Below are 20,922 nucleotides of genomic sequence, written 5' to 3' on the forward strand. Positions count from 1 at the left end.
GGGCCCGGTTCGCCGGGGCGGGGGAGCCGGTGGAGACCGGCACGTCGGCGCGGGCGGCCGCCGCGGAGGCGGATCCCGCCGCGGGGGCCGCCGTCGCCGCAGCCGTAGGGGCGCTGGTGCGGCTGAGGGCAGAGGGCCGCAGCGGCGAGGCGCACGCGCTGCTCGTCGAGTGCGCGCACTGGCCCGCCGCCCGGCTGCCCCTGCTCGCCGACGCCCTGGAGCCGGCCGGGCTCGGCGCCGACTGGGGCACCCTGCTGTGGGAGGCCGCCTCGCTGCCCGCCGAGCCACTGGTCGCCGCCGCCGAGGCGCTGACCGCGGTCGGGAGGCCCGCCGACGGGCGGCAGCTGTTGCACCAGGGCGTCGCCAGGCCGGCCGCCGAGATCGGTGCCGTCGTTCTGGGGCTGGACACACAGGGGCGGGAGCGCGAGGTGCAGGCCCTGTTGGACGCCTACGTCCGCGTCCGTCCCCCGGAGGAAGCCGCCCGCAGCGCCGCCGCGGACCCGCGCCGCCTCGTGCCCTTGCTGCTGCGGGCTGCGCGAGGCGTCTCGAAGGAGCGCGAGTGGGACCTGGTGCACGCCCTGCGGGTCGCGGGCCTCACCGCCTGACCAGCCCCGCGGCTCGCCCTCGCCCGTCGCCGCGGCCCACTCCCGGGCCGTCCCCGCACCACCCCCGGGGCCGTCCCCGGATCACCCCTGCGATCACCTGAAGGAGTGTGAAACGAGATCGACCCAGCGGGTTGACGACGATGGTCTTGGCAAGGGCCCCGGCGAGGCTTACTTTCGAGCCTCTACGGGCCGTTTCTACGGGCGTAGAGGCTCGGACGTCGCGTCGAAGGAGCAGCTCATGGCCAACGTCGTACGTGCCGCACTGGTCCAGGCCACCTGGACCGGCGACACCGAGTCCATGGTGGCGAAGCACGAGGAGCACGCCCGCGAGGCGGCCCGCCGGGGTGCGCGGATCATCGGCTTCCAGGAGGTCTTCAACGCCCCCTACTTCTGCCAGGTCCAGGAGCCGGAGCACTACCGCTGGGCCGAGCCGGTGCCCGACGGCCCGACCGTCCGCCGGATGCGGGCCCTCGCCCGCGAGACCGGCATGGTGATCGTCGTACCGGTCTTCGAGGTCGAGCAGTCCGGCTTCTACTACAACACCGCCGCCGTGATCGACGCCGACGGCAGCTACCTCGGCAAATATCGCAAGCACCACATCCCGCAGGTCAAGGGCTTCTGGGAGAAGTACTACTTCAAACCGGGCAACGTCGGCTGGCCCGTCTTCGACACGGCCGTCGGCAAGGTCGGCGTGTACATCTGCTACGACCGTCACTTCCCCGAGGGCTGGCGCCAACTCGGCCTCAACGGCGCCCAGCTGGTATACAACCCCTCCGCCACCCACCGCGGCCTGTCCTCCTACCTGTGGCAGCTGGAGCAGCCGGCGGCGGCCGTCGCCAACGAGTACTTCGTCGCCGCCATCAACCGGGTCGGCCAGGAGGAGTACGGCGACAACGACTTCTACGGCACGAGCTACTTCGTCGACCCGCGCGGCCGGTTCGTCGGTGACGTCGCCAGCGACAAGGCAGAGGAACTCGTCGTCCGTGACCTGGACTTCGACCTCATCGAGCAGGTGCGGCAGCAGTGGGCCTTCTACCGCGACCGCCGCCCCGACGCCTACGAAGGGCTGGTGCAGCCGTGAACGACCTCTACGCCCGCCACCGAAACGTCCTTCCGGACTGGCTCGCCCTCTACTACGACGAGCCGCTGGAGATCACGCACGGCGAGGGCCGCCACGTCTGGGACTCGGCGGGCAACAAGTACCTGGACTTCTTCGGCGGCATCCTCACCACGATGACCGCGCACGCCCTGCCCGAGGTGACCAAGGCGGTCGGTGACCAGGCCGGCCGGATCATCCACTCCTCGACGCTGTACCTCAACCGGCCGATGGTGGAACTCGCCGAGCGCATCGCCCAGGTGAGCGGCATCCCGGACGCCCGGGTGTTCTTCACGACCTCCGGCACGGAGGCCAACGACACCGCCCTGCTGCTCGCCACGACCTACCGGCGCAGCAACACGGTGCTGGCGATGCGCAACAGCTACCACGGCCGGTCCTTCAGCACCGTCGGCATCACCGGCAACCGCAGCTGGTCCCCGACCTCGCTGTCCCCGCTGCAGACCCTCTACGTGCACGGCGGCGTCCGCCACCGGGGCCCCTTCGCCGACCTGGACGACCGCGCCTTCATCGACGCCTGCGTGGCGGACCTCAAGGACATCCTCGGGCACACCCGCCCGCCGGCCGCGCTGATCGCCGAACCCGTCCAGGGCGTCGGCGGCTTCACCTCGCCGCCGGACGGCCTCTACGCCGCCTTCCGCGAGGTGCTGAACGCCCACGGCATCCTGTGGATCGCCGACGAGGTGCAGACCGGCTGGGGACGCACCGGCGAGCACTTCTGGGGCTGGCAGGCGCACGCCCGCAGCGGCCCGCCGGACATCGTCACCTTCGCCAAGGGCATCGGCAACGGCTCCTCCATCGGCGGGGTCATCGCCCGCGCCGAGATCATGAACTGCCTGGACGCCAACAGCATCTCCACCTTCGGCGGCACCCAGCTCACCATGGCCGCGGGCCTCGCCAACCTCACCTACCTCCTCGAACACGACCTCCAGGGCAACGCCCGGCGCGTCGGCGGACTGCTCATCGAGCGGCTGCGGGCCGTCGCCGCCCAGCTGCCCGGGGTCCGGGAGGTGCGCGGGCGGGGACTGATGATCGGCGTCGAACTGGTCAGGCCCGGCACCGACGAGGCCGACCCGCGGGCGGCCGCGGCCGTCCTGGAGGCGGCCCGCGAGGGCGGCCTGCTCATCGGCAAGGGCGGCGGCCACGACACCAGCGCCCTGCGCATCGCCCCGCCGCTGTCGCTGACCGTCGCGGAGGCCGAGGAGGGCGCCGCGATCCTCGAAGACGCCCTGAGGAGCACGTACTAGAGAACGGGTTCACGGCCATGACCACCACCTGGGAGTCCCGACACGTCCACCCCCTGGAGCCCGCCCTCTCCGTCCGGCAGGTGCTCACCCTGGAGCGGGTCCAGGCCGGGGAGCCCGAGGTGGTGGCCGGAGCGGCCCAACTGGACCGGCCCGTGCGCTGGGTGCACGTCGCCGAGGCCGCCGACGTCGGCGTGATGCTGCGCGGCGGCGAGATGGTGCTCACCACCGGCGTGCTCCTCGCCGGCGACGAGGCGAAGCAGGCCGAGTACATCCAGTCCCTGCACCGCGCGGAGGCCGCCGCCGTCGTGCTGGGCCTCGGCCGCGCCTTCCCGGCACCGCCCGAGGTGATGCGCCGGGCCGCCGAACGGTGCGGCCTGCCGCTGGTCGTCCTGCACCGGCCCTTCCCCTTCGCCGAGCTGACGGAGGAAGTCCAGTCCCGGCTGGTGCGGCGGAAGTTCGCCGCCGTGAGCCTCTCGGAGACCGTGCGGACCGCGCTCACCGGGCTGATCACCGCCGGCGCCCCGCTCGGACGGCTGCTCGACGAGGTCGCCCGGTACAGCGGCTGCCCGGTCGTCGTCACCAACCTCGCCCACCGCGTGCTCGCCACGGCGGGGGAGCGGCCGGCCGTCGACGACGTGCTGCGCGACTGGGAGCGGATCGCCCGCCAGGCCGGCGGCGGCGAGGGCGACGGCTGGATCCGCGCCGAACTCGGCGGACGCGGGGAGCGCTGGGGCCGGCTGCTGCTGTGCGGGTACCGCGGCGACACGGCCAGCGGGCGGCTGCTCGCCGACCGGGCGGCGGAGGCCCTGGTCCTGCACCGCATGCTCGGCGGCTCCGCGCCCAGCTGGGAGGAGCAGTCCGCGCAGAGCCTGCTGACCGACCTCGCCTCCGGTGTCGTCCCGGCCAGGCAACTGCTGCCCCGGGCGCGGGCGGCCGGACTGCCGGTGAACCGGCGGACCTTCGTGCCCCTCGTCGTACCGGGCGGTGAACCCGGCCGCCTCGACCGGGTGCTGCGGGTCCTCGGGATGTCCGGGCTCGTCGCCGAACTGGCCGACGGCGCCACCGCCGTCCTGCTCAGCCTCCCCCGGGACCAGGACGCGCGGGAGCTGACCGCCCACTTCGCCACCCGGCTGCGCACCGAGACCGCACTGCCGCACACAGTGGTCGCCGCCGCCGACCCGCGCGCCGACTGGGACGAGGTGCCGGCCGGGCTGCGCGAGGCCCGGCATGTCGCCGACGCCGTCGCCGACACCTCCGCGGCCCTCGACCTGCCGCCCGTCGTACGTCTACGGGACGTCCATCTGCGCGGCCTGGTAAGGCTGTTGCGGGACGACCCGCAGGTGCAGTCGTTCGCCGAACGGGAGCTGGACGGCCTGCTGTGCGGCGCGGACCAGGAACTGCTCGGCGTGCTGCGCACCTACCTGGCGACCGGCCGCAACAAGTCCCGCACCGCCCAGCTCCACCACGTCTCCCGGCCGGCCCTCTACCGCCGCCTGGAGGCGATACAGACCCGGCTCGGCGTCGACCTCGACGACTTCGAGCAGGCGGCCTCGGTGCACATCGCGCTCCTCGCGCACGACGCGCAACAGGGGTGAAACATGCCACGACCTGGGAAAACGACGGTGAAACATGGGCTCGCGAACACGTGACACGGTGGCACGCCGACCGCCCCCAGACGTGACACCCTGCCCGTCGAACGGCGCGCCGGGGCTTTCTACGCTCGCCCTACACCGAGCTACCGGAGGTCCCGATGAGCCGAGTGATCCGTGCCGCCCTCTTCCAGACCGCCTGGACCGGCGACAAGGAGTCCATGATCCAGGTGCACGAGCAGGCGGCCCGGGACGCGGCCGCGCAGGGCGCCCAAGTCCTCTGCTTCCAGGAGCTGTTCTACGGCCCCTACTTCTGCCAGGTCCAGGACAAGGCGTTCTACGAGTACGCCGAGCGGATCCCGGACGGCCCCACCGTCAAGCGCTTCCAGGCGCTCGCGCGGGAACTGGGTGTCGTCCTCGTCCTGCCGATGTACGAGGAGGAGCAGCCCGGCGTCCTCTACAACACCGCCGCCGTGATCGACGCGGACGGCTCCTACCTCGGCAAGTACCGCAAGACCCACATCCCCCAGGTGCAGGGATTCTGGGAGAAGTTCTACTTCCGCCCGGGCAACAGCGGCTGGCCCGTCTTCGACACGGCCGTCGGCCGGATCGGCGTGTACATCTGCTACGACCGCCACTTCCCCGAGGGCTGGCGGGCGCTCGGACTCGCCGGCGCCGAGATCGTCTTCAACCCCTCGGCCACCTCGCGCGGCCTGTCCCGCTACCTGTGGCAGCTGGAGCAGCCGGCGGCGGCCGTCGCCAACGAGTACTTCGTCGGCGCCATCAACCGGGTCGGGGTGGAGGACCTGGGCGACAACGACTTCTACGGCACGACCTACTTCGTGGACCCCGAGGCCCAGTTCGTCGGCGAGGTGGCGAGCGACAAGGAGACCGAACTCGTCGTCCGGGACCTGGACCTCGCCAAGCTCCGCGAGGTCCGCGACCGCTGGCAGTTCTACCGCGACCGGGCGCCGGGGGCGTACACGCCGCTGACCGCTCCCTAGCGACGCAGGTGCCGCCGGCGCCCCGCGAGGGGCCCGGGGCTGTGCCCGGCACGCGGCCGCCGCCGCCCGGGCGCCACCAGCCACACCCGACCCGCACCCACCCAGGAGAGGCACCATGAGCAGCCGCACTCTCATCCGCGGCGGTCTCGTCATCACCGCGTCCGACGAGATCCACGCCGACGTCCTGATCGAGGACGGCCGTATCGCCGCCCTCGCCGCCGCGGGCACGCCCGCCGCGGCGGCGTTCACCGCCGACCGGGTCATCGACGCCACGGGGAAGTACGTCATCCCGGGCGGTGTCGACGCCCACACCCACATGGAGCTGCCGTTCGGCGGCACCTTCGCCTCCGACACCTTCGAGACCGGCACCCGGGCCGCCGCCTGGGGCGGTACCACCACCGTCGTCGACTTCGCGGTGCAGAGCGTCGGCCACACCCTGCGGGAGGGTCTGGACACCTGGCACGCCAAGGCCGAGGGCAACTGCGCGATCGACTACGCCTTCCACATGATCGTCTCCGATGTGAACGAGGAGACGCTCAAGGAGATGGACCTCCTGGTCGAGGAGGGCATCACGTCCTTCAAGCAGTTCATGGCCTACCCGGGGGTGTTCTACTCCGACGACGGGCAGATCCTGCGGGCCATGCAGCGCTCCGCCGAGAACGGCGGCCTGATCATGATGCACGCGGAGAACGGCATCGCGATCGACGTGCTGGTCGAGCAGGCGCTGGCCCGCGGGGAGACCGACCCCCGCTACCACGGCGAGGTCCGCAAGGCGCTGCTGGAGGCCGAGGCCACCCACCGCGCCATCCGGCTCGCCCAGGTCGCGGGCGCGCCCCTGTACGTCGTGCACGTCTCGGCCGCCGAGGCGGTCGCCGAGCTGGCCCGGGCCCGGGACGAGGGGCTGAACGTCTTCGGTGAGACCTGCCCGCAGTACCTGTTCCTGTCCACCGACAACCTCGCCGAGCCCGGCTTCGAGGGCGCCAAGTACGTGTGCAGCACCCCCCTGCGGCCCAAGGAACACCAGGCCGCGCTGTGGAAGGGGCTGCGCACCAACGACCTCCAGGTGGTCTCCACCGACCACTGCCCGTTCTGCTTCGTCGGCCAGAAGGAACTCGGCCGGGGCGACTTCTCCAAGATCCCCAACGGGCTGCCGGGTGTGGAGAACCGCATGGACCTGCTGCACCAGGCCGTCGTCGACGGGCACATCTCGCGGCGCCGCTGGATCGAGATCGCCTGCGCCACCCCGGCCCGCATGTTCGGCCTGTACCCGAAGAAGGGCACCATCGCCCCGGGCGCCGACGCCGACGTCGTCGTCTACGACCCGGGCGCCGAACAGGTCATGTCCGCCGAGACGCACCACATGAACGTCGACTACTCGGCCTACGAGGGCAGGCGGACCACCGGCCGGGTCGAGACGGTCCTGTCGCGCGGCGAGCCGGTCATCACCGACCGCGCGTACACCGGACGCGCCGGACACGGGGTGTTCACCCCACGCTCGACCTGCCAGTACCTGAACTAGGAGTGGTGCCCATGGACTTCGGACTCGTCCTGCAGACCGACCCGCCGGCCTCCCAGGTCGTCAGCCTGATGAAGCGGGCCGAGCGCAACGGCTTCACCCACGGCTGGACCTTCGACTCCGCCGTGCTGTGGCAGGAGCCGTTCGTGATCTACAGCCAGATCCTCGCCAACACCACCCGGCTGAAGGTCGGCCCGATGGTCACCAACCCCGGCACCCGCACCTGGGAGGTCACCGCCTCCACCTTCGCCACCCTCAACGACATGTTCGGCAACCGCACGGTCTGCGGCATCGGCCGCGGCGACTCCGCCATGCGGGTCGCCGGACGCAAGCCGAACACCCTGGCCCGGATCAGCGAGGCCATGAAGGTCATCCGCGCCCTCGGCCGGGGCGAGGAGGCCGACCTCGGCGGCACGCGGATCCGTATCCCGTGGATCCGGCCGGGCGCCGAACTCCCCGTCTGGATGGCCGCGTACGGGCCCAAGGCGCTGAAGATGACCGGCGAGGAGGCCGACGGGTTCATCCTCCAGCTCTCCGACCTGTACCTGACCGAGTACATGGTGAAGGCCGTCAAGGAGGCCGCCGCCGCTGCCGGCCGCGACCCGTCCGACGTCACCATCTGCGTGGCCGCCCCCGCCTACGTCACCGAGGACGACTCGCCCGCCGCGCTCGCCCACGCGCGCGAACAGTGCCGCTGGTTCGGCGGCATGGTCGGCAACCACGTCGCCGACCTGGTCGCCAAGTACGGCGAGCACTCCGCCCAGGTCCCCGACGAACTCACCGACTACATCAAGTCCCGCCAGGGGTACGACTACGCGCACCACGGGCGCAGCGGCAACCCCGACACCCAGTTCGTGCCGGACGAGATCGTGGACCGCTTCTGCGTGATCGGCCCTCCCGAGAAGCACGTCGAGAAACTGAACGCGCTGCGCGAGCTGGGCGTCGACCAGTTCGCGGTGTACGCCATGCACGACGCCCGGGAAGCCGCCATCGACGCCTACGGCACTCAGGTGATCCCGGCCGTCAACGCCTGACCGCGGCAAGGCAGCCGGCCGCGCCGCACCACCCGGTCTCCCCCTCCCGACGTCCCGGGAGGGGGCATGGGCGCCTCTGCGCGCACCCCCCACGGAGCACCCGCACGGCCTCACGTCCCACCCCTTCCCGATTGGCCTGCCCATGACCGACACCGCTCCCACCGCCATACCGCCGACCGCACAGGTCACCCTCGCCGACGGCCGGGTCGAGATCGCCCCCGGTGCGCCGCAGCCCAGCGGCCCCTACGCCAACGAGGACCTGCTCCCCGTCCCGGTGGCGAAACGCACCTGGACGACGTACAACTTCTCCGCGCTGTGGGTGGGCATGGCCCACAACACGGCCTCCTGGACCCTGGCGTCCGGTCTGATCGCCGTCGGCATGGACTGGAAGCAGGCGGTGTTCACCATCGCCCTCGCCAACCTGATCGTGCTGGTGCCCATGCTGCTCACCGGGCACGCTGGACCCAAGTACGGCATCCCCTTCCCGGTCTTCGCCCGCGCCTCCTTCGGGGTGCGCGGCGCCAACCTGCCCGCCGTAGTACGGGCGTTGGTGGCCTGCGGCTGGTTCGGCATCCAGACCTGGATCGGCGGCGAGGCCATCTACTTCCTGGCCGGCAAGCTCATCGGCGACCGCTGGGCGAACGCCGCGCACATCGGCGGCTACGCGTGGACCATGTGGCTGTCCTTCGCCATCTTCTGGGTGATCCAGGTCACCATCATCCACCGCGGCATGGAGACCATCCGCCGCTTCGAGAACTGGGCCGCGCCCTTCGTGCTCGTCGGCGCGTTCGTGATGCTGTGGTGGATGAGCGACAAGGCGGGCGGCGTCGGCCCGCTGTTCGACCAGCCGTCCGCTCTGGGCTGGGGCGGCGACTTCTGGAAGCTGTTCTGGCCGTCCCTCATGGGCATGATCGGCTTCTGGTCCACCCTCTCCCTGAACATCCCCGACTTCACCCGCTACGGCCGCAGCCAGAAGGCGCAGACGTGGGGACAGGCCCTCGGCCTGCCGACCACGATGACGCTGTTCGCCTTCCTGTCCGTGCTCGTCACCTCCGGGTCCCAGGCGGTCTACGGCAAGCCGGTCTGGGACCCGGTCCAGCTCGCCGCCAAGACGGACAACGTGGTCGGCCTCGTCTACGCCCTGGTCACCGTGCTGGTGGCGACCCTGTCCGTGAACATCGCGGCCAACCTGGTCTCCCCGGCCTTCGACTTCTCCAACGTCGCGCCCCGCAAGGTGAGTTTCCGCACCGGCGCCCTGATCACCGCGGTCCTCGCGGTGGTGATCTGCCCCTGGAAGCTGTACTCCGACCCGCAGGGCTACATCTTCACCTGGCTCGGTCTGGTCGGCGGCCTGCTCGGCACGGTCGCGGGCATCCTCGTCGCCGACTACTGGATCCTGCGCCGCACCCGTCTCGCCCTCGCCGACCTCTACCGGGCCGGCGGCCGCTACTGGTACGCGGGCGGCTGGAACTGGCGGGCGGTCGTCGCCTTCCTCGCCGGCGGTGTCCTCGCCGTCGGCGGAGCGGACTTCCACCCGCTGATCGACGGCCGCCCGGTGCCCGCCCTCAGATCCCTCGCCGACTACGGCTGGGCGGTGGGCCTTTGCACCTCGCTGGTGCTGTACCTGCTGCTGAGCGTGCTGACCGGCCGCCGCGAGCAGCCGGTTCAGGAGACGGTCTGACCGAAGCCCCCCCCGGCGGCTCCGCCGTACGGCGGCGGGCGACCGCCGTCGCCGTGCCGCGGGGCCGTCAGTCCGACCGGCTGCCCCGCAGCGCGGCCACGGCGGCCTTCGCGGCCTTGATGGCCCCCTTGTTGATCTCGTCGGTGCTCGGCGCCTTCTTCGTCTCGAAGTCGCTGCCGTTGTAGGTGACGATCACCAGGGCGTTGGAGAGGCGGGCCAGCACCACGCCCTCCCGGGTCTGCTGCTTGTCCTCGGTGGTGAGGTTCACCTGGGAGTAGCCGCTGTCCCCGAGCCCCGGGACGGCGCCTCCGCCGCTCTTCTCGGTGACCCGCTGCTGGTACTGCTTCGTCGCCTCCTGGTCGGAGCCGGCGATCTCGAAGGACACGTCGAGCCAGCGGTACTGGTACCCCTTCAGGGCGTTCCAGGAGCAGGTGCGGCGCAGCCTGGTGTCCGTCGAGGGGATCTCCTTGCCCGCCGCCTTCGCGCCCGGCACCAGGGACTCGACGGTCGCCGCCGGCACGCCGGCACAGGGCGAGGGCGCGCCGGTGTACGTCTTGGACGCCGCGGTGGAGGAGGGGGCGGAGGACTGCGCGGTGGGGGTCTGCGCGGCCGGCCGGTGACCGTCGGCGGCGGCGGGCGTGTCCGGGCCCGAGGTCAGTGCCCAGCCGGCGCAGGCCAGCACGGCGACCGGCGTCAGACGCGCGGTGAGGGCGAGCGGCAGAGGAAGGGAACGCACGGCTCACTTCTCGTGGGGGAGGGGGTGCGGAGCCGAGGGGTCCGCATGGTGGACGGGGACGACAGTGTCACACGAGTGCCTGTGGGGTGGAAGGGTCAACTCGCTGCGTGCGCGGCCGGTTACGGCAGCCCGGCCACGACGCACCGCTATGCCCCTTATGCTCCCTGCCGGGCCGTGGGTCCGGTGGCGTGCGCCTCGAACCAGCGGCGGGCGCCGACCTCGCTCGGGTACTCGCGGACGGTGAGCCAGGCGGCCAGCCGTCCGGCGACATACGCCGCGACCGCCGGCATCACGGGCGCGGCGAGCAGCACCAGCCCGCGGCCGAGGGCGATCCGGCCCGGGACCCGCCGCTCGTGGTCGCGCCTGGCCCGCAGGGTCCGGTCCGGATCCGGGGGATCCAGCAGAGCGGCGCGGTGCTCCCGGCGCTGCGCCACCGCGCCCCACACCAGCGCCACGGCGGACGCGACCGCCTGCCCGCCGTCCCACACGACCCGCACGGTGGACGGCAGCAGGTCGCGGACGCCCGCGTACAACCCCGCGACGAAGAGGGAGAACAGGGCCATGGCGAGGACGACGAACACCGTCGTACGGGCCCGGCGCAGCCAGTAGGGCGCGCCGCGCCGGTACCAGGTCCGGCCCAGCCGCGGCAGGGCCGGGACCGGGACGGAGTACCCGGGGGCCGGGGCCTCAGAAGATGCTCGTGACGCCATGCCAGACATCCTTCACCAGTCGCTTTCCGTCGTCGACGGTCTCCGAGGCGACGTGCTTGGTCCCGGTCCACACGCCGCCGACGACCCCGTGGTCGTGGATGTCCTCGCTCCAGTGCTCGTGGAAGGCGTGGTCGAGGACCGACGTCGCGGCGACCACCGTGCCCACGCCGACCGCGGCGACGGCGACGGCGCCCTCGACGGGCAGCGCCGCCGTGATCGCCGCACCGGCGGCCAGACCGCCGAGAGCGACCCCGCCGTCGACGACGACGGAGTGCTGCCAGGACCAGCCCTTGTCGTGGTCGTCCTTGGCCTCGATCAGACCGCACGCGGCGGCCGCGGCGACGTCCAGCACCGGCAGCTCCCGCAGGGCCTCCGGCAGCGCCTCGAGCCCCTTGCCGAGCCGCAACGCGTCCGCGGCGTCGGCCAGTTTGACGTTCAGGGCGCGGTCGTAGGGCAGCTTGGTGCTGCCGTTGTCGGCGCGCGCGATGTCCTCCGCCAGCGCCCCGACCTTGTCGACCGCGTCGCGGTAGGCGCTCTTGGCGGGCAGGTCGTCGGGCATTTTGCGGCCCTGCTGCTGGAACACCTTGCGCTCGGCGCGCAGCTGCTTCTTGGCCGCCTGCGCCTCGGCCCTGGCCGAGTCGATGTGCGCGCGGGCCTCCTTGCCGCCCGCCCGGGCGTCCTCGGCGTCGTAGGCGTACAGGCCGCGCAGCGCGTCGTACAGGGTGACCTTGTCACCCGGCGACACCGAGCCGTCCTTCGCCGTCACGTTGTCGTACAGCCCCTGCAACTGCTCCGCCGCCACCAGCCGCGCGTGCTGGGCGGTGCGCAGGATCTCGTCGCGCGCCTTGGCGTACTCGTTCATCGCGGAGATGGTCTTCTGGTCGTCCGCGCTCGGCGGAGACGCCGTCATGATCGGCTGCGGCGCGCCCCTGGGATCCGTCGCCACGCCCTTGCGGGCCGCGATGTGCTGCGCGTTCTGCAGCGACGTCTCGCACGTGGACAGCGCGTCGGCGAGCGTCTGGAGGATCTCGCCCGCCGCGTGCACCAGTTCGGCGAACCCCCCGGCGGCCAGCGCGTCCTCGCTCCACCGGCCGCGGAAGCCCTCGGCCGCCTCGCCCTTCCAGCTCGCGTCGCCGACCAGCTTCTCGACCGCGCCGCTGAGCGGCTTGACCACGTCGTCGAGCTTGTCCTTGGCGTTCTTGTACGTCTCGGCCATCGTGCGCAGCCCGCCGATGTCGCCGCCGACCCAGCTGTCACCCATCAGTTCTCACCCGCCATCAGGTCCTCGAACACCCCGTGGACGTCCACGTCGTGCCGGTGGAAGGAGTCCCGGGCGTAGGCGACCTTGTCCCCGTGGTCGTCCATCCGGTCGGCCATGCCGACGTGCAGCGCGATGATGAGGTCCGCGACCTCCTTGATGGCCGAGTCGAGGCCCGCGTCGCCGCCGGCGGCCACGGGCGGCGCCACGTCGGGGTGCAGCTTGCGGTAGTCGCCCGCCTGCTCGTGGAAGGTCCTCGCCATCGCGGCCAGGTCGTCGTAGACCGCCTTGAAGTCGCTCACCGGCGCACCTCCCGCGCGTAGGCGGCCACGTCGGAGGGCCGCCAGTGGGGTTCCCCGGGCGTCACCGCCGGGTCGAGCAGCACCCGGACGCCCTGCCCGGCCACGTTCTCCGCGAGCGGGCCGAGCGAGGCGGCGACCCACGGCTGCGCCTCGCCCAGCGCGTCCGCCAGCTTCCGCGGGGTGCTGAACGCGAAGGCGACGGCGCCGTGCGCGGGATGCTCGAACAGTTCGAGGACGATGAACGGGACACGCGCGGGCCGGCCGTCCGTACCGGTGCCGGCGACGGACCTCGGGTGTGCCGGTACGCAGACCGGCGTGTGGTACGCGGGCACCCCCGGCCGCGGCCGGGCGCGCTCGTCCGCCTCCGCGCCCGGCGGCGGGGCCGCCGCCACGAGGTCGAGCAGCTGCGAACGCGGCGGATCCTGCCCGGGGACAGGCTGTCCCGGTGGATCAGGGTCCACGAAATCGAGCAGGCGTGATCGTATCGGCGCCCCCACCGCCGTCACCTCTTTCCGCGGTTCCCGTGTGTGCCGTGGCCGGCTGAGCCCGACCACGGTAGCCATCGGGGCCCGGGGGCAAATCCGGCTATGTCGGGGCCGGGACCCGGACGTACACGGAACCCATACGACCCCTTGGTCCGCGCCGGGGCAGCCCTTGACCCGTTGCTGAACCTGCGGCGCCCGGGCGACCGGCTACGGCACGCGCGCCGTCCACCCCGGGTCGGCGAACTTGGTCCGCGCCAGCTCCGTCGCCCGCGCCAGCTCGGCGTCCGTGACCTCGCCCCGCGACAGGCCGTAGCGCGCGCGGAACGACTCGATCATCCGGTCGATGACGGCCTCGCGGGCCAGCCCCGTCTGCCGCCGCAGCGGGTCCACCCGCTTGCGCGCGCTCCCCGTCCCCTTGTCGGACAGCTTCTCCCGCCCGATCCGCAGCACCTCCACCATCTTGTCCGCGTCGATGTCGTAGGACATGGTCACGTGGTGCAGCACGGCACCCGGGCCGCCGCCGGGCCCCACCAGCCGCTTCTGCGCCGCGCCGGCGATCTTGCCCTGGTCGGTGGCGATGTCGTTCAGCGGCTGGTACCAGGCGCGGATCCCCATCTCCGCGAGGGAGCCCAGCACCCAGTCGTCCAGATAGGCGTAGCTGTCCTGGAACGACAGGCCCTGGACCAGCGACTCCGGCACCGACAGGGAGTACGTGATCGTGTTGCCGGGCTCCACGAACATCGCGCCGCCGCCGGAGATCCGCCGCACCACCTCGATGCCGTGCCGGGCCGCGCCCCGCGGGTCCACCTCGTTGCGCAGCGACTGGAAGCTGCCGATGATCACCGCCGGGGCGCCCCACTCCCACACCCGCAGCGTCGGCGGCCGCCGCCCCGCCGCGACCTCGGCGGTCAGCACCTCGTCCAGCGCCATGTGCAGCGCGGGGGCCTGCGGGCCCTCGTGGATCAACTGCCAGTCGTAGTCCGTCCAGTCCGTCGCCCGCGCCAGCGCCCGGCGCACCGCGATCCCGACCCCCTCCGGGGTCAGCCCGTACATCACGGTCCCCGCGGGCAGCGCCGCCTCGATCCGCGCCGCGAGGCCCGCCGCGTCCGTGTCCGACGGAGCGCCCTCCAGCGCCCGGTCCACCGCGTCGAGCGCCTCGTCCGGCTCCAGGAAGAAGTCGCCCGCCACCCGCACGTGACGCAGCACCCCGTCCTCGACCTCCACGTCCACCACGACGAGCTTGCCGCCGGGCACCTTGTACTCACCGTGCACTGCCTGGCCTCCGTTCCTGCCGCAGAAGATCAACGCCCGGGCGGGCCGGGGTGTTCCCGGACGGCGGCCTGGTCCGTACCATCGCCGGCAGAGCCGTGGACGATCAGCCGCGCCGGGCCGGGCCCGCGACGAGCCGTACCGGCACCGCGGCCGGGCAGCACCCGAGCAGAGGAGCACGCCCGTGTTCACCACCCGCCCCACCCTCCAGGGCACCTTCGGCATGGTGTCCTCCACCCACTGGCTGGCCTCCCAGTCGGCGATGGCGGTGCTGGAGGACGGCGGCAACGCCTTCGACGCGGCCGTGGCCGGGGCGTTCGTGCTGCACGTGGTGGAGCCGCACCTGAACGGACCCGCCGGGGAGGTGCCGATCCTGCTCGCCCCGCGCGGCGGTGAGGTGCGGGTGCTGTGCGGACAGGGGGTGGCGCCGGCGGGAGCGACCGTCGCGCACTACAAGGGGCTCGGTCTGGATCTCGTGCCCGGCACCGGACCGCTCGCGGCCGCCGTGCCCGGCGCCTTCGACGCCTGGCTGCTGCTCCTGCGCGACCACGGCACCAAGTCCCTCGACGACGTCCTGAGGTACGCCGTCGGGTACGCCGAGCACGGGCACCCGCCCGTGGAGAAGGTCGGCGCGACCGTGGAGGCGGTGCGCCGGCTGTTCGAGACGGAGTGGACCGCGTCGGCCCGCGTCTACCTGCCCGGCGGCCGCTCGCCGCGGCCGGGGGAGCTGCTGCGCAATCCCGCCCTCGCGGCCACCTGGAAGCGGCTGCTGGCCGAGACCGCCGGGGCCGGCGCCCGGGAGGCGCGCATCGACGCCGCGCGCGAGGTGTGGCGCTCCGGGTTCATCGCCGAGGCCCTGGTACGGCAGGCAGGGCGCCCCACCCTGGACACCAGCGGCGAACGGCACACCGGCACGCTCACCGCGGCCGACCTCGCCGGCTGGTCGGCGTCCTACGAGAGCCCGGTGTCGTACGACTGGAACGGCTGGACCGTGTGCAAGGCCGGCCCCTGGAGCCAGGGCCCGGCCTTCCTCCAGCAACTCGCCCTGCTCCCACCCGAACTGCCCGCACACGGCTCCGCCGACTACGTCCATCTGCTGGTCGAGGGCTGCAAGCTCGCCATGGCCGACCGCGAGGCCTGGTACGGCGACGCGGCCGAGGTGCCGCTCGCCGAACTGCTGTCGGACGGCTACAACGCCGCACGCCGGGAACTGATCGGCGTCAAGGCCGACTACGAGCTGCGCCCGGGCAGCCCCGGAGCACGTGCCCCGCGCCTGCCCGCGTACGTCCACGCGCGCGTGGACGCCGACGCCGGCGACGGCTTCGACCCGATGGGCGCGGGCGAGCCGACCGTCGCAGAGCCCCACGTGGCCGCCGACGGCGGCACCCGCGGCGACACCTGCCACCTGGACGTCGTCGACCGCTGGGGCAACATGATCGCGGCCACGCCCAGCGGCGGCTGGCTGCAGTCCAACCCGGTCGTGCCCGAACTGGGCTTCCCGCTCGGCACCCGGCTGCAGATGACCTGGCTGGAGGAAGGGCTGGCGAACTCGCTCACCCCCGGGCGCCGCCCCCGCACCACCCTCACCCCGTCCATGGCCCTGCGCGACGGCGTCCCCGTGCTGGCCTTCGGCACGCCCGGCGGCGACCAGCAGGACCAGTGGCAGGTGCACTTCTTCCTGGCCGCCGTCCTGCGCGCCCCGGTCCGCGGCGGCCTCGACCTGCAAGGGGCGATCGACGCCCCGAACTGGCACAACGACGGTTTCCCCAGCTCGTTCTTTCCGCGCGGCCGCCGTCCCGGCAGCCTGACGGTGGAGGCCCGCACGGACCCGGCCGTGGTCGAGGAGCTGCGGCGGCGCGGCCATGACGTCACCGTCGGCCCCGGCTGGTCGGAGGGCCGGCTGTGCGCGGTCGCCCGTGACCCACGGACCGGTGTGCTGTCGGCCGCGGCCAACCCGCGCGGCATGCAGGGATACGCGGTGGGCCGCTGACGCCGCTGACGCCGCTGACGCCGCCGAGGGCCGCCGTGGCACCCGTTCTTCATCCGGATTCCACCCGGCGGCCACCGGCCGGGCCAGGGGTTTGTCGGTGGCCCGTGCTCTCATGGAGGGCATGATCGAAGAGACGGAAACCATCGAAGAGTTTCTCCTGCGCTGCTCGGCCGACGTGGAGGAGGCCGTCCGCAAGGCGGCCGCGGCCGAGATCCTGCCCCGCTTCCGGCACCTCGCCGAGGACGAGGTGGACCACAAGAGCGGGCCGCACGACCTCGTCACCGACGCCGACCGCCTCGCCGAGCGCCGGCTCACCGAGGCCCTCGGCGCGCTGCTGCCCGGCTCGCTGGTGGTCGGCGAGGAGGCGGTGCACGCGAATCCGGCGACGTACGAGGCGATCCAGGGCGACGCGCCGGTCTGGATCGTCGACCCGGTCGACGGCACCCGGCAGTTCGTGCACGGCGACGACGGCTTCTGCACCCTCGTCGCGTTCGCCCACCGGGGCACCGTCCTCGCCTCCTGGACCTACGAGCCCGTGCGTGACCGGTTCGCCACCGCCGTCCGCGGCCGGGGCGCGTTCCTGGACGGCGAGCGGCTGTTCGCGGGACCGCCCGCACCCGGCCGCGACCTCACCGTCGCCACCTCCCACCCCGACTACACCACCCCCGACCAGAAGCGGGCGCTGCGCGCCCTGTGGACCGAGGGTGTCGCCCCGCGCCCGTGCGGCTCGGCGGGCCTGGAGTATCTCGCCGTGGCACGCGGCGAGTTGGACGCGGTCGCCTTCTCGTGGGAGGCCGCCTGGGACCACGCGGCGGGCCTGCTGCTGGTGGAGGAGGCGGGCGGCGCCCACCTCACCCTCACCGGCGAGCCGTTCCGCGTGACCGGCGCCAACGCGCTGCCGTTCACCGCGGCCCGGGACGCCGCCACCGCCCGCCGGGTGGCAAAGCTGCTGCGCACGGCCGGCTGAGGCCCCCGGTCCGGGGGAGCGCCGGCCCCGCGGCATATCCTGATGCCGAGTGGCCATCGGCTGACGAAGGGGTCCGAAGGTGCCGTCGATGCTCGATGTGGTCGTGGTGGGTGCGGGGCCGAACGGGCTGACCGCGGCCGTGGAGCTGGCCCGCCGCGGCTTCTCCGTCGCCGTGTTCGAGGCGCGGCCCACCGTGGGCGGCGGGGCCCGCACCGCGGAGCTGACCCTGCCCGGCTTCCGGCACGACCCGTGCTCGGCCGCGCACCCCCTCGGCATCAACTCGCCCGCCTTCCGCGCCCTCCCGCTGGAGCGCTACGGCCTTCGGTGGCTGCACGCCGAGCTGCCCATGGCGCACCCGTTCCCGGACGGCAGCGCGGCCGTGCTGGCCCGCTCCGTCGCCGAGACGGCCGCCTCCTTCGGCCCCCGCGACGCGGGTGCCTACCGCAGGCTGGTCGAGCCGTTCCTCGCCAAGTGGGACACGCTGGCCCGGGACTTCATGTCCTTGCCGCTGACCGCGCTGCCCCGCGACCCGGTCACCCTGGCCCGGTTCGGCCTCACCGGGCTGCCGCCCTCCACCTGGCTGATGCGGCGCTTCCGCGACGAGCAGGCCAAGGCCCTCTTCTCCGGTCTCGTCGCCCACGTCATCGCGCCCCTGAGCGGCATCGCCACCGGCGCCATCGGCCTGGTCTTCGCGCTGGCCGCGCACGCCCGCGGCTGGCCCGTGGCCCGCGGCGGCTCGCAGGCGATCTCCGACGCCCTCGCCGCGTACCTGGGCGACCTGGGCGCCGCCGTGCACACGGACTACGAGGTCAAGCGCCTGGACGACCTGCCGCCCGCGCGCGCGTACGTCTTCGACACCTCACCCGCCGCGCTCGCCCGCATCGCCGGCTTCGGCGGCTACTACGAGCGCTTCCGCTACGGCCCCGGCGTCTTCAAGATCGACTACGCGCTGGACGGCCCGGTCCCCTGGACCGCCCCCGAGGCCCGGCGCGCCGGCACCGTGCAGATCGGGGCGAGCCAGGCCGAGATCGGCACCGCCCTGCACGCCGTGGCCCGCGCCGGCCGCGCCCCCGACCGGCCGTTCCTGATCACCGTGCAGCCCAGCGTGGCCGACCCGACCCGCGCCCCCGAGGGCAAGCACGTCTTCTGGGCCTACGGGCACGTGCCCAACGGCTGGGACGGCGACCTCACGGACGCCATGGAGCGGCAACTGGAGCGCTACGCCCCCGGCTTCCGCGACCGGATCCTCGCCCGGGCCACCGCAGGGCCGGCCGAGATGGCCGCCCACAACGCCAACTACGTCGGCGGCGACATCGCCTGCGGCGCGGCCGCCGGACTCCAGCTCCTGCTGCGCCCCCGACCGACCCTGTTCCCGTACCACACCCCCCACCCGGCCGTCTTCATCTGCTCCTCGGCCACGCCGCCGGGGCCCGGTGTGCACGGCATGTCGGGACACAACGCGGCCAAGGCCGTGTGGCGGAGGCTGAGGCAGTCATGACCACCATCACCCTCGTCCAGGGCGACATCACCCGGCAGAGCGCCGACGCGATCGTCAACGCGGCCAACTCCTCCCTGCTCGGCGGCGGGGGCGTGGACGGCGCCATCCACCGCCGCGGCGGCCCCGCGATCCTCGCCGAGTGCCGCGCGCTGCGCGCCTCCCACTACGGCAAGGGCCTGCCCACCGGCCGGGCCGTCGCCACCACGGCGGGTGACCTGGACGCCCGCTGGGTGATCCACACCGTCGGCCCCGTCTGGTCGGCCACCGTGGACCGCTCCGGACTGCTCGCCTCCTGCTACCGCGAGTCCCTCCGGGTCGCCGACGAACTCGGCGCCCGCACGGTCGCGTTCCCGGCCGTCTCCACCGGCGTGTACCGGTGGCCCCTGCACGACGCGGCCCGCATCGCCGTGGAGACGGTGCGGGCCGCGGACACCGGGGTCGAGGAGGTCACGTTCGTCCTCTTCGACCGCCAGGCGTACGACACGTTCGCCGGGCAGCTCGGCTGAGGGCGCACGGGCCACCCGCCGGGGTCGGCCCCGAGGGGCACGGCCCGGCGGGCCGGTGCGGGCGGGTCAGCCCAGGAGCCTGCGCTTCTGCTCGGCGAACTCCTCCTCGGTGAGGACCCCCTGTGCCTTCAGGTCGGCGAGCTGCTTGAGCTGATCGATCTTCTCGGTCATCTCGTCGGCGGCCGGGGGCGGCGGCGCGGCGGGAGCGGGCGCCTCCTGCTGCTGGGCGTACGCCTGCTGCGGGGCCTGCTGCTGGTCGTACTGCGGCTGCTGTGCGTAGTCCTGCTGCGCCCAGCGGCCCGCCTGCCGGCGGGAGACGCGGTTGGACACGGCGGTGGCGGTTCCGGCGACGACGGCGGTGCGTGCGACGCCCCTGAGCAGTCCGGGCATGGTCAGTCATCTCCCAAGGGGTTCAGGCGGCCGCGGAGCCGCCGGGCGGCACCGTCTCGTCCGTGGCGTCCAGCGCCGCCAGCAGGGCCTGCACGGGGATGCGCCCGCTCGCCACGAGCTGGGCGCCGCTGCGCCGCAGCGCGCGGGCCAGGGGAGCGGCCCACAGGTTCTCGTACACCAGTACCGCGGCCGAGTTGCCGGGCTCCAGCGCGTTGCCGGCCTCGTCGATGTCTCCCTGGTCCAGAACCCCCGCCGAGGCCCCTTCGAAGACGGTCAGGTCGACCTCGTCGCCGAGGTCCCGCAACTCCAGTGCGACGACCGAGCCGTCCGTCTCCTTGCGGACGAAGGCGAGGTCGATGATCCGGACGATGCCGCGCTCGGCGAGATCGACCAGCAGCGGGAACGCCTCGCCCGTCATGCGGTTGCCGGGGAACTCGATGACGAGGTAGTCGACGGGTCCCATTTCTTCGACGCTGTCCATGAGCACTCCTCGGGAGCCGGATAGGGCCGCCGGAACGCTCGCCCGCACGGTCCGTCGCACCGGCGGCGACCCACGTCCGGTCGGCCTCCAGAGCCATTCCAGCACGGGGCGCAGGGCCGCGCACGTCCGTCCCCACCGGGGCTCAACCGGTCAGCTGGTAGATGCTCTTGCCCACCAGCCAGAAGCCCAGCAGCAGGCAGAGGGCGACCACCGCCTGCTCCGAGTGCGACTCCATCCACGCGCGCAGTGCCAGCAGCCGGGCCTTCGCCGCCGTGGGGGAGAACACCACGTACAGCTCCACCGCCAGCAGGCTGGAGGTGGCGAGCACGCAGAAGGCGAACAGGGCGAACCAGCCGGCGATGTGGGACGCGTCCGCCTCCACCACCGTCGCCGCGCCCGCCGCGACCAGGCCCCAAGGCTGGAGCAGCACCGCGAGTCCGGCCGCGGCCCAGGACGTGGTGCGGTCCATCTCCCCGGTCAGGCCCCCGGACGGGTCGCGCGGAGCACCGCCTCCGCCGTGCTGATCGTGCTGACCTGCAT

20 protein-coding genes and 1 pseudogene are annotated in these 20,922 nt (G+C 73.2%); 12 read left to right on the forward strand and 9 right to left on the reverse strand.

Annotated elements, in window-relative coordinates:
* The 8 genes and pseudogenes from V7E45_RS25875 to V7E45_RS25910 form a co-directional block, all read left to right on the forward strand.
* A pseudogene (locus V7E45_RS25875) lies at positions 1-605 on the forward strand (hypothetical protein); the annotation flags it as partial.
* A gap of 238 nt (positions 606-843) precedes the next feature.
* Positions 844-1,686, forward strand: coding sequence for a nitrilase-related carbon-nitrogen hydrolase (locus V7E45_RS25880; RefSeq protein WP_333776600.1), 843 nt, complete (start codon positions 844-846; stop codon positions 1,684-1,686).
* Positions 1,683-2,966, forward strand: coding sequence for an aspartate aminotransferase family protein (locus V7E45_RS25885; RefSeq protein ID WP_333776601.1), 1,284 nt, complete (start codon positions 1,683-1,685; stop codon positions 2,964-2,966). Before V7E45_RS25880 ends, V7E45_RS25885 begins: the two co-directional genes overlap by 4 nt.
* A gap of 17 nt (positions 2,967-2,983) precedes the next feature.
* The gene (locus V7E45_RS25890) at positions 2,984-4,561 is read left to right on the forward strand and encodes a PucR family transcriptional regulator (RefSeq protein WP_333776602.1); all 1,578 of its coding nucleotides are present in this window, start codon (positions 2,984-2,986) and stop codon (positions 4,559-4,561) included.
* 155 nt (positions 4,562-4,716) lie between these two features.
* Positions 4,717-5,559, forward strand: coding sequence for a nitrilase-related carbon-nitrogen hydrolase (locus tag V7E45_RS25895; protein WP_333776603.1), 843 nt, complete (start codon positions 4,717-4,719; stop codon positions 5,557-5,559).
* Positions 5,560-5,674: 115 nt separating this feature from the next.
* Entirely contained in the window at positions 5,675-7,078 is a 1,404-nt protein-coding gene (gene hydA / locus V7E45_RS25900) for a dihydropyrimidinase (RefSeq protein WP_333776604.1), read from the forward strand.
* 11 nt (positions 7,079-7,089) lie between these two features.
* Positions 7,090-8,109, forward strand: a complete 1,020-nt coding sequence (locus tag V7E45_RS25905) for a TIGR03842 family LLM class F420-dependent oxidoreductase (RefSeq protein WP_333776605.1) — start codon at positions 7,090-7,092, stop codon at positions 8,107-8,109.
* Between the two features lie 142 nt (positions 8,110-8,251).
* The gene (locus V7E45_RS25910) at positions 8,252-9,790 is read left to right on the forward strand and encodes an NCS1 family nucleobase:cation symporter-1 (RefSeq protein ID WP_333776606.1); all 1,539 of its coding nucleotides are present in this window, start codon (positions 8,252-8,254) and stop codon (positions 9,788-9,790) included.
* A 67-nt stretch (positions 9,791-9,857) separates the two neighbouring features.
* Here the strand turns inward: V7E45_RS25910 and V7E45_RS25915 are convergent, their stop codons facing one another.
* From V7E45_RS25915 to V7E45_RS25940, 6 genes are all read right to left on the reverse strand, one after another.
* Positions 9,858-10,526 (reverse strand): hypothetical protein, encoded by a 669-nt coding sequence (locus V7E45_RS25915; protein WP_333776607.1) that lies wholly within the window; start codon positions 10,524-10,526, stop codon positions 9,858-9,860.
* Between the two features lie 155 nt (positions 10,527-10,681).
* Positions 10,682-11,236: a hypothetical protein gene (locus tag V7E45_RS25920; RefSeq protein WP_333776608.1), complete on the reverse strand. Its 555-nt coding sequence runs from the start codon at positions 11,234-11,236 to the stop codon at positions 10,682-10,684.
* The gene (locus tag V7E45_RS25925; RefSeq protein ID WP_333776609.1) at positions 11,214-12,497 is read right to left on the reverse strand and encodes a WXG100 family type VII secretion target; all 1,284 of its coding nucleotides are present in this window, start codon (positions 12,495-12,497) and stop codon (positions 11,214-11,216) included. The genes V7E45_RS25920 and V7E45_RS25925 overlap by 23 nt, the downstream gene beginning before the upstream one ends.
* Positions 12,497-12,796 (reverse strand): DUF6317 family protein, encoded by a 300-nt coding sequence (locus V7E45_RS25930; protein WP_333776610.1) that lies wholly within the window; start codon positions 12,794-12,796, stop codon positions 12,497-12,499. The genes V7E45_RS25925 and V7E45_RS25930 overlap by 1 nt, the downstream gene beginning before the upstream one ends.
* The gene (locus V7E45_RS25935; RefSeq protein WP_333776611.1) at positions 12,793-13,257 is read right to left on the reverse strand and encodes an SAV_915 family protein; all 465 of its coding nucleotides are present in this window, start codon (positions 13,255-13,257) and stop codon (positions 12,793-12,795) included. The genes V7E45_RS25930 and V7E45_RS25935 overlap by 4 nt, the downstream gene beginning before the upstream one ends.
* A gap of 231 nt (positions 13,258-13,488) precedes the next feature.
* Complete coding sequence (locus tag V7E45_RS25940; RefSeq protein ID WP_333776612.1) at positions 13,489-14,553, reverse strand: lipoate--protein ligase family protein; 1,065 nt, start codon at positions 14,551-14,553, stop codon at positions 13,489-13,491.
* Positions 14,554-14,734: 181 nt separating this feature from the next.
* On the opposite strand from V7E45_RS25940, the gene V7E45_RS25945 reads away from it, so the two are divergent.
* The 4 genes from V7E45_RS25945 to V7E45_RS25960 all read left to right on the forward strand — a co-directional run bounded on the left by V7E45_RS25945 (position 14,735) and on the right by V7E45_RS25960 (position 19,511).
* Positions 14,735-16,540, forward strand: coding sequence for a gamma-glutamyltransferase family protein (locus V7E45_RS25945; RefSeq protein ID WP_333776613.1), 1,806 nt, complete (start codon positions 14,735-14,737; stop codon positions 16,538-16,540).
* A gap of 121 nt (positions 16,541-16,661) precedes the next feature.
* Entirely contained in the window at positions 16,662-17,507 is an 846-nt protein-coding gene (locus V7E45_RS25950; RefSeq protein WP_333776614.1) for an inositol monophosphatase family protein, read from the forward strand.
* An 88-nt stretch (positions 17,508-17,595) separates the two neighbouring features.
* Positions 17,596-19,005, forward strand: coding sequence for a phytoene desaturase family protein (locus tag V7E45_RS25955; protein ID WP_333776615.1), 1,410 nt, complete (start codon positions 17,596-17,598; stop codon positions 19,003-19,005).
* A complete protein-coding gene (locus tag V7E45_RS25960; RefSeq protein WP_333776616.1) occupies positions 19,002-19,511 on the forward strand; it encodes an O-acetyl-ADP-ribose deacetylase in 510 nt (169 codons plus the stop codon). Before V7E45_RS25955 ends, V7E45_RS25960 begins: the two co-directional genes overlap by 4 nt.
* A gap of 66 nt (positions 19,512-19,577) precedes the next feature.
* Here V7E45_RS25960 and V7E45_RS25965 read toward each other — a convergent pair whose 3' ends face one another.
* From V7E45_RS25965 to V7E45_RS25975, 3 genes are all read right to left on the reverse strand, one after another.
* Positions 19,578-19,901, reverse strand: a complete 324-nt coding sequence (locus V7E45_RS25965; RefSeq protein WP_333776617.1) for an SHOCT domain-containing protein — start codon at positions 19,899-19,901, stop codon at positions 19,578-19,580.
* Between the two features lie 22 nt (positions 19,902-19,923).
* Positions 19,924-20,382, reverse strand: coding sequence for a DUF6325 family protein (locus tag V7E45_RS25970; RefSeq protein WP_443056190.1), 459 nt, complete (start codon positions 20,380-20,382; stop codon positions 19,924-19,926).
* A gap of 142 nt (positions 20,383-20,524) precedes the next feature.
* The coding region (locus V7E45_RS25975; protein WP_333776618.1) for a GAP family protein at positions 20,525-20,922 on the reverse strand (398 nt) is incomplete at its 5' end.

Origin of the sequence: Streptomyces sp. IBSBF 3136, from assembly GCF_036815105.1 — a bacterium.
Lineage (GTDB): Bacteria > Actinomycetota > Actinomycetes > Streptomycetales > Streptomycetaceae > Streptomyces.